Origin of the sequence: Pseudomonas sp. NBRC 111140 (genome assembly GCF_001320885.1) — a bacterium.
GTDB classification, from domain to species: Bacteria; Pseudomonadota; Gammaproteobacteria; order Pseudomonadales; family Pseudomonadaceae; genus Aquipseudomonas; species Aquipseudomonas putida_P.
In genome coordinates this window covers 1-7,464 of record NZ_BCBQ01000155.1, presented here as the reverse complement: position 1 = coordinate 7,464, position 7,464 = coordinate 1, and the positions used below count along the sequence as shown (strand labels likewise).

Annotated in this window: 4 protein-coding genes; all 4 read right to left on the bottom strand. The window is 65.2% G+C overall.

Translation table 11 applies throughout. The features are described 5' to 3' along the window. Positions 1 to 352: 352 nt before the first annotated feature. Positions 353 to 3,871, bottom strand: a complete 3,519-nt coding sequence (gene bcsC, locus APH42_RS28065) for a cellulose synthase complex outer membrane protein BcsC (RefSeq protein WP_060494702.1) — start codon at positions 3,869 to 3,871, stop codon at positions 353 to 355. Next, positions 3,859 to 4,974 (bottom strand): cellulose synthase complex periplasmic endoglucanase BcsZ, encoded by a 1,116-nt coding sequence (gene bcsZ / locus APH42_RS28060; RefSeq protein WP_012272816.1) that lies wholly within the window; start codon positions 4,972 to 4,974, stop codon positions 3,859 to 3,861. The genes bcsC and bcsZ overlap by 13 nt, the downstream gene beginning before the upstream one ends. Continuing rightward, positions 4,974 to 7,262 (bottom strand): cellulose biosynthesis cyclic di-GMP-binding regulatory protein BcsB, encoded by a 2,289-nt coding sequence (gene bcsB / locus APH42_RS28055; protein ID WP_082421478.1) that lies wholly within the window; start codon positions 7,260 to 7,262, stop codon positions 4,974 to 4,976. The genes bcsZ and bcsB overlap by 1 nt, the downstream gene beginning before the upstream one ends. Beyond that, positions 7,259 to 7,464, bottom strand: a 206-nt coding sequence (locus APH42_RS30260) for a hypothetical protein (protein WP_177336884.1), incomplete at its 5' end; no start/stop codon positions are given. The genes bcsB and APH42_RS30260, both read right to left, overlap by 4 nt.

Below are 7,464 nucleotides of genomic sequence, written 5' to 3'. Positions count from 1 at the left end.
CGCGCATTGGCGGGACGAGGGCGATCCAGATACCACGGAAATTCGACATGCAAAAACTCCTGATGTTGACCGAAAGTCAGCGTCAGAGGATGAAGAGTCGAAGTGGTCTGGCAGGGATACCTGGCGCCTTCTGTCTCGTCAGCCCACCTGACGAGACAGCGCGCCTCGGTCAGATGAGCGGCTGTTTCTTGGATTTCTTGGCAACGGCAACGCACGCGCCTGCCTGGGCGATGAAGCCCGAAGCGGAAATGGCGTGGTTGGATATGGACATGCTGGCAAGCCGGTTGCGTAGATATGGCTGGATAATGGTGGTGCGTCGGGGCTGCTGTCAACCCTGGCCATGTCGATGCAGTCAACGCCACTCGCTGTAGGGTTCCAGCGGCGTTACCGGCAATGCCAGGTTGCCGCGCCATGGCTCGAACAGGTAGCGCAGGTAGAGCATGCCATGGCTAGGCGCGTAGTCATCGCTGTGCTGCCAGTCGAAGCCGCCGCCCAGCACCCACTGATCACTCAGGCGCCGTTCGAACAGGCCACGCACGCGATAGCCCAAGCCGCTGCTGTCGCTGGCTTCAGTCATGGCATCGATGTTGGAGTCAACGCCATGCTGCGCCAGCACCTTGCGATTGACGTGCGCGTGCGGATACAAGCGACTGCTGTCACTGTGGGCCTGGGACCAGCTGACGGAACCTTCCAGCAGCACCGACCAATCGTAGTTGCGCCAGGCATAACTGACCGGCACGCCCACCGAGCTGTAGCGCTGCGGGCTGTAGTAACCACCCTGCCCCAGGCTGTAGCCGCTCAGGTCCTTGTCGTGGCGCCAGTGCATCAGCGTCAGGCCAACACGCACACGCTCGTCGGCCTTTTCCACCACGCGGTGGTAATAGCCCGCCATGGCCCGAGTACGCTGGTTGTCAGCCACGTTCTCGCCGTACAGCCAATGGTGCCCCAGGCTGGCCCACACCCCGTTGTCGCCGCCTTGGTCCCAGCTTAGGCCCAGCGTGGCACCGTTGGCGGTGACCCCGCCCCAGCGCACGCCCGTCGGGCGGTCGCGTGCCCCGGCGAACGACAGCAGGGAATTGCTCATCGGCCGGCGCGAGGCGGTCAGCGACCAGCCAACCTGGCCCAGGTCACCGTTGACCGTTGCGCCGCCCAGCCAATTGTTGATGGCATAGCCTTGGGTGGTGCCCAGGTCGAACGCCCAGCGGCTGCCCTGCCAACCCAACGCCAGCACGCTGCCGTTCGCTGTCTGCGAACCGCCCGTACACGCCGGCAGCGTTTTGCCGTCAGCGGTCTGGCCAACGAACTGGCAGCTGCCGAAGTCGGGGGTGTAGCGCCCCTCATCGTTCTGCTCAAACGCGCCTGCATCCATGCCGATGCGCTCTACCCGCGCAAAGGCAGTGCCGTCCTGCCAAGGGGTATCGACATGCAACAAGGTCGAATGCTTACTCAGTTCGGAAGTGCCAGGCGTACCGTCGTCCTCGCGCCAGCCGTAATCGTGCATCAGCGTCACGTGGGTATTGCGCTGGCGATACAGGGCATCCACGTCACTGCGCAGGCTGCGCGCCAGCCAGTCGTCACCCTCCTGCTCGCGGCTGGCTAGCGTCAATGCACGGTCATCCCGTGGTGCTAGCGCAGCGCGGTCCAACATCTGTGCATCAGCCATGGCTGCCGCATAGAGGTCCAGCGCCCGTTGCGGGTCCTCCTGCACTACCAGGCGGGCGGCGTCGCGCCGTAACAACGGATCGGGGCGCGTCTGCTGCGCTGCGACCCGGTCGAGCTGCCTGGCGGCCTGCTGGTGTTCGCCCAAGGCAACCCAGACCGCCGCCAGGCGTCGCTGGGCATTACTGTCATCGGCAGCCAATTGTGGCACCTGCACGCCCAGCATGTGCCGAGCCTGCGCCAGATTACCCTCGGCCACTGCGCTTTCCATCACCCCAAGGCGCGCATCGGCTCGGCCAGGTTGCACGGCAAGTACACGCTGGTAATAGCCCCGCGCTTTACCAGGCTCACCAAGCGCGGCGGCCCAGTCGGCCAACAGCATCAGGTCATCCGGGCTGGCTTCGCCACGCGCCAGGCTGGCTTCAAGCAAGGCTGTCGCATCGGCGTTGCGGCCTTGCGCCTGCAACTGCTGCGCCGAGGCCAGGGTCATGCGCCGCTGGATACGCTGCTCAAGCGCGTGCATGTCCGGGGTCCAGGCCGGCTGCGGTATCGCTCCCAGGCTGTCCAGGGCCAAGGCATCACGGTCGCTGGACTCCAGGAACAGACCGTGGGCATAGCGGGTTGCCGGGTCATGTGGCTGGTGCTGCACCACCCTGGCGAAGGCTGCGTCGGCCTCGGCGGTGCGCCCCTGATGACGCAGGCTATTGGCCAACTGGTAGACCAGCCAAGGCTCATCAGGGGCCAAAGACGCGGCCTGGTTCAGCACCTGGCTGGCCGTCGACCAGTCTTCGCGCTGCAAGGCTTCATCCCCTTGCTGGCGTAAGCGCGCCAGCGCTAGGCTGCGGCGCAGGCCGGCGAACTGCGTTTGCTGACGTGCTGGCAGGCTGTCCAGGAAGGCCTGCGCCTTGTCTGGCGATTGCGCCTGGTAAACGCGCATCAAGCCACGCACGGCAATGCCGTTATCCGGCGCCATACGCCGGACCTGCAGAAACTGCCGTTCGGCAGCAACTGTATTGCCCTCGGCCATTAACACATCGGCCAGGCCCAACAAGGCGAACTCATCGTTTGGACGCTGCTGGCGTGCCTGCTGATAGCGTGAGCGCGCTGTTGGCAGGTCGTTTGCAGCAAGCGCACGGTCCCCGCTCTGGATTACCGCCCAGTATCGGCTTGCCGACGCCATATCGCTCCACTTGCTGATCTTGTAGCTGTCCTGTTCCTTGTCAGTCGCAGCCCGAAAAGATGCATTGGCTTGGTCGTATCGCTTTTGCGACATCAGCGCATAACCCAACGCCCCATGTAGGCTGGCATCGTCTGGGTACTGGCGCAGCGCCCGGCGCAGCTGTGCTTCGGCTTCGGCATGACGTCCCTTGTCGAGCAGCGCCTTGCCCCGTTGACCAGCCTGCCAGGCCGGGTCGGCCAACAGTTTGCGCTGCTGTTGCAGATTCTCGCTGGCCTGCGCCAACAGTGGCGAAGCGGGGTAGCGCTGGACAAAGGCTTGCCAGGCCACCGCGCTGCTGGCACTCACCGCTTGCCCCGCCAAGTAATCGAACTCGCGCTGGGCCGCAGCATCCCGTGCACCAGGGTCGCGTGACAGCTGATCGAGCAAGGCCAAAGCCTCGCGATCGCGCTTTTCGGCGAACAGCCAACCGGCCAGGGTCTGGCGCAGCCCGGCACTGCCTGGGTACTGCTGATCCAACCGCTGCAACTGGCGAATCGCCCCAGGGCGCTGGCCCGGCAGATTGCCGCGCACGCGCCAGTAGTCCAGGGCCAACTCCAGGCTGGGTGGCTCGTCAGCAAACAGCTGCTCGTACACCGCCAGTGCCTCTTCATAGCGGCCGGTCACCGCCAACAGGCGCGCCTGCTGCAAGCGCCGCGCAGACTCGGGGTGTTGCAGCTCAAGCAGGCGACTGGCTTGGCGTGCTTGCAGGCTGCCAGGTGCCACGGCACTGATCCGGGCGCCCAATTGCTCGGCAGCGCTGCTGTTCTTTTCGCGCAGTGCCAGGCTCAAGGCTGCCAGCAATACATCCGGATTGCGCGGTTCCAGCAACTGCAGCCGGCCCAGTGCATCACGGACCAGGTCGTCACGGTGCAGCGCTTCGCCGCGACGTACCTGGTCCAGCAGCCATTGGCGCTGCTCATCGGCATCCTTGGGTTGCGCCGCTGCCTGGCAGGTGACTGTCGCCAGCATCAGCACGCCGATCATTCGTTGCATGGCGCGCTCCAGGCCGGCAACAAGCGGCCGTGCGGGTCAAAACGATAACGGGCCTCATCCCAGCCTTGGCCGAACAGCACCAGCACCTGGCTGTAATACGCCTTGGCCTCGACCGGCTGATCGCGCAAACGCTGACGCTGGGCCGCCAAGCCGGCCACGTGCGCCGGCGAGGCTGCCAGCAATGGCAGCAATGCCGCAGAAAAGCCGGCCGGCCCCTGGCCGCTGGCTTCGCCGCTGCGTGCGTCCGCGCGCTCGGGGGGGAGCCCCTGGCGCTGGGTCAATGCCGCCATCGGCGCGTAATGGGCGACCAATTCGTTGCGTTGCACCGCATCCTTGGCCAACATGCCGACCCACAGGTACACACGAATGGCGTCGTAATCACCGGCACTGCCATGCTGCGGGTCTGCCGCTGGCTTGCCGGCCGGTGTCCACAGCAGCCAGTCCGGGGCGAAGCCCTTTGGCGACGAAGCCAACCACAAACGCCGCGTATTGGCCGCCAGCTCTCCCCACAAGGGGTCCACCTCGCTGAAGCGGTCGAACAGCTGCAGCGGCAGGTAGCTGGGGTTCAGGCGGGTACCCTGGGCGTCCTCGAAGCCGTAGTCACCTGGCAGCAGCATCACCCCAAGGCCTGGGAGCTTGCGCACGGTCTGCGCCGCGATACGCCACAGCAGGCGCTGGCCCAGTTGCGTGTATGCGGGCTGCTGCCACAAGCGCCCTGCTTCCAGCAGGCTGTAGGCGATCCACAGGTCGGCATCGCTGGCGTTGTTGGCGTCCAGCACCTGCCATTGCTGCTGCTCGTTACGCCCCCACAGCCAGGCCGGCAGGTGCCTGGCCAGGTCACCTTCGGCGAGGTTGTTGCCGGTCCAGCGCAGCAACTGGGCGAAGGCGTCGCGGTCATTGCCCACCAAGGCGAAGAACAACCCATAACTCTGCCCTTCCGACGTGGTGATCAAGCGCGCGTCACTCGGGTCGATCACCCGGCCGTCCGCACTCACCAGCTCGGCCTTGAAACGTTCCCAGGCAGGCCATGAGCACGCCGCCTCGGCATTGGCGAAAACGGGCAGGCCCAGGGCGACCAACCCTACCAGCATCTGGCGCATCATCACCTCGCCTCACCCAAGCGGCGCTTGCCGGCCCAGCGCAATGCTCGCCACAGCAAGAAAGCGAACAGCACCACGCACACCGCCGCGATCGCCGCCAACAACACCGGGTGCTCGGACAAGTGGAACCACAGCAGCAGCCACCACGGCAGCGCGCCGACAAAATAGTGCTCGCCCACAAACTGGCTGCTCAGGCCACTGCTACGCACCAGCGTTACCGAGCCTGCCACCGCATCGAGCTTGCCCACATCGCCAAGCACATCGCGCAGCAACGCGTAATCGCCGTCGCTGTTGGCCAACAAGGCGACCACGCTGCGCTGTTGGTGAAATGGCGATTTCAGGCCGGTGATGGCGGCAATCGGCGCCTGCGCACTGACTGCCACGCGGCTGCTCGCAGCCACCGGCTCGGTATCGAAGCGCTGGCCGCCAGGTAACTTTGCGCTGCGCCCCTGCAGCAGCCAGTCACGCTGAGCGCTGAGCAGCAGGCCAAGGTTGGGCGCATCGCTCAAAGCCTCGGGCAGGTTGCCGATCAGCAACAAGTCGGCGTCTGCCGTTGCGGCGTGTTTCCAGTCATCGATCAGTTGCAGGCCAAGCGCCGGATAACCGATCTGCCCGGCTAGCCCGCCAACCGTGTCGAGCAACGTACCAACCTGCATCGCCGTGGGTTTGGCCGGCATGATGACCAGGGTCTCGGAAAGGTCGGCCATGCGGCTGAACGGGAAGCCGCTGCGGGCGAAGGCACGCAGGTCGGGCATGGCGATGTAATGGTGATAACCGGACAGGTCGATGGTCGAGTTGTCGTCGATCGCTGCGCGCACGTCTACCGGCAGCGAGGTCTGGCAGCGGTCACGCTGAGCACTGCCCAGGGTACTGGCAAAGCTGAAATCGAAGCGGATGCGGTTGCGGTCGCCAATCTTCAGCGCCGGTACCAGCGACTTCTCGGTCACTGCCGTGTTGTCAGCGGACAGCACGGCCAGGCGCATTTGCTCGAGCGTACCGCCGCGCCGGTCATTGCCCACCAGCGGCATGCTGGTGATGTACTGGTCGTTGACGCTGATGCTCAGGCGCGATTCATCGGTCACCGCCGGCGCCGTGTAGCGGTACAGGGTGCGTAGCGCAATGCCCTGGTTACGCCACACGAACAAGTCGGGTGGCAGGTTGAGCGCCAGTGTCACAGGTCGCGGTTGCAGGCCGCTGACTTGCAGTTGCTCAGGGTAATCCAGCAGCTCGGCAAAACGTACCGGCCGATCGGTGCGCGTCCAGTTCGGCGCATCGTAGGGCTGGCGCGGTTGCAAGGCAGTCATCTGCTCCACCTTCACCCGCGCGCCACGGAACAGGTTGTTGCCAACCGCCAGCGCCGAGGCCGCCTTGACCAGGTCGTCGTCGTTACGGCCCAGCACCAATAGCACTTTGCTGAAGCGGTCGTCGGGGTGGTCGATCATCTGCAGCACCGGGCCATCGACCAGCGGGAACTGCTGCAGGTCGGCGAGCAGCGCCGGGCGGCGGTCGTTGCTGGCAAACACGATGCTCGGTGCAGGCTTGTCGCCACGGGCAGGCAATTGGTTGTACAGCACCGGAAAGCTGGCCTTGCGCCAACCGGCCTGGCTGCCGAAATAGGACGCCAGGATGGCCGCCGCACGCTGCTCGCCCAGGCTCGGCACGCCGCTGAACACCACCGGCAACTCCACCTTGCCGGTATCGCGCGCGTCGAAAAATGGCAACGGGAAATACGCCAGGTCGTTTTCCAGCACCAGGGCTTGCTCGTGCAACTGCACCTGGCTCTTGCGGTTCAGGTTCAGCCACAGGCCGCTGTGCGCTGGGTCTTCGCAAATATCGGTGTAGTGCCCGACGAACTCCAGGCGTACTCGGTTGAAGTCGCTGAGCAGCTTCGGGTCCAGCGGCAGCTGGCGGCGCACGCGTTGCCCCAGCTGGTCCTTCTCCACCGGCACCACGCCCATCAATTCGTCATTGAGGTAAACACGCAGGTGCGACAGGTTCGGCAGCAGCGCCGGCGAAGGCGTGTAGTCCAGTTGCAAGCTGGCCTCGGTGGCCAGGCGGTCGCGACGCAAGCCGAACTCGATATGCTCGCTGTTGCGTACACCCAGCAGCAGGCTGTCGGATGCATGCCCAAGCTGCTCGAAGGTTTTCGCAACCGGCCAGTTCGGTACCGTGGGTGTAGGTATTGCGGGCTCGGCAAGCGGGGCTTGGGAGGTAGCAGCGGCGCTCTGCGACAAGGCGGTGAGCAGCGCCATCGCCAGGCCCCAGGCACGCGCGGGATAACCAGTCATCATGCGTCTCGATCAACAGGGTTCATGGAAGGGATTGCCCGCGGTGTGCGGGGCCAATAGCTGGCCAACCACAGCGCCAGCGTACGCAGTGGGCGCAAGCGCGCCCTCAGCCAGGGTGGCATGTGCTCGAACAGGCGCAGGTAACCGACACCGCCCAGCTTCAGTACATCGATCAGGCTGCGCAGCGGGCGCTCCACCTCATGCT

Excerpts from the sequence above, each read along its gene's own strand:
- bcsC (WP_060494702.1), bottom strand. The coding sequence starts at position 3,871 with ATGCAACGAATGATCGGCGTGCTGATGCTGGCGACAGTCACCTGCCAG.
- bcsB (WP_082421478.1), bottom strand. The coding sequence starts at position 7,262 with ATGATGACTGGTTATCCCGCGCGTGCCTGGGGCCTGGCGATGGCGCTG.
- bcsZ (WP_012272816.1), bottom strand. The coding sequence starts at position 4,974 with ATGATGCGCCAGATGCTGGTAGGGTTGGTCGCCCTGGGCCTGCCCGTT.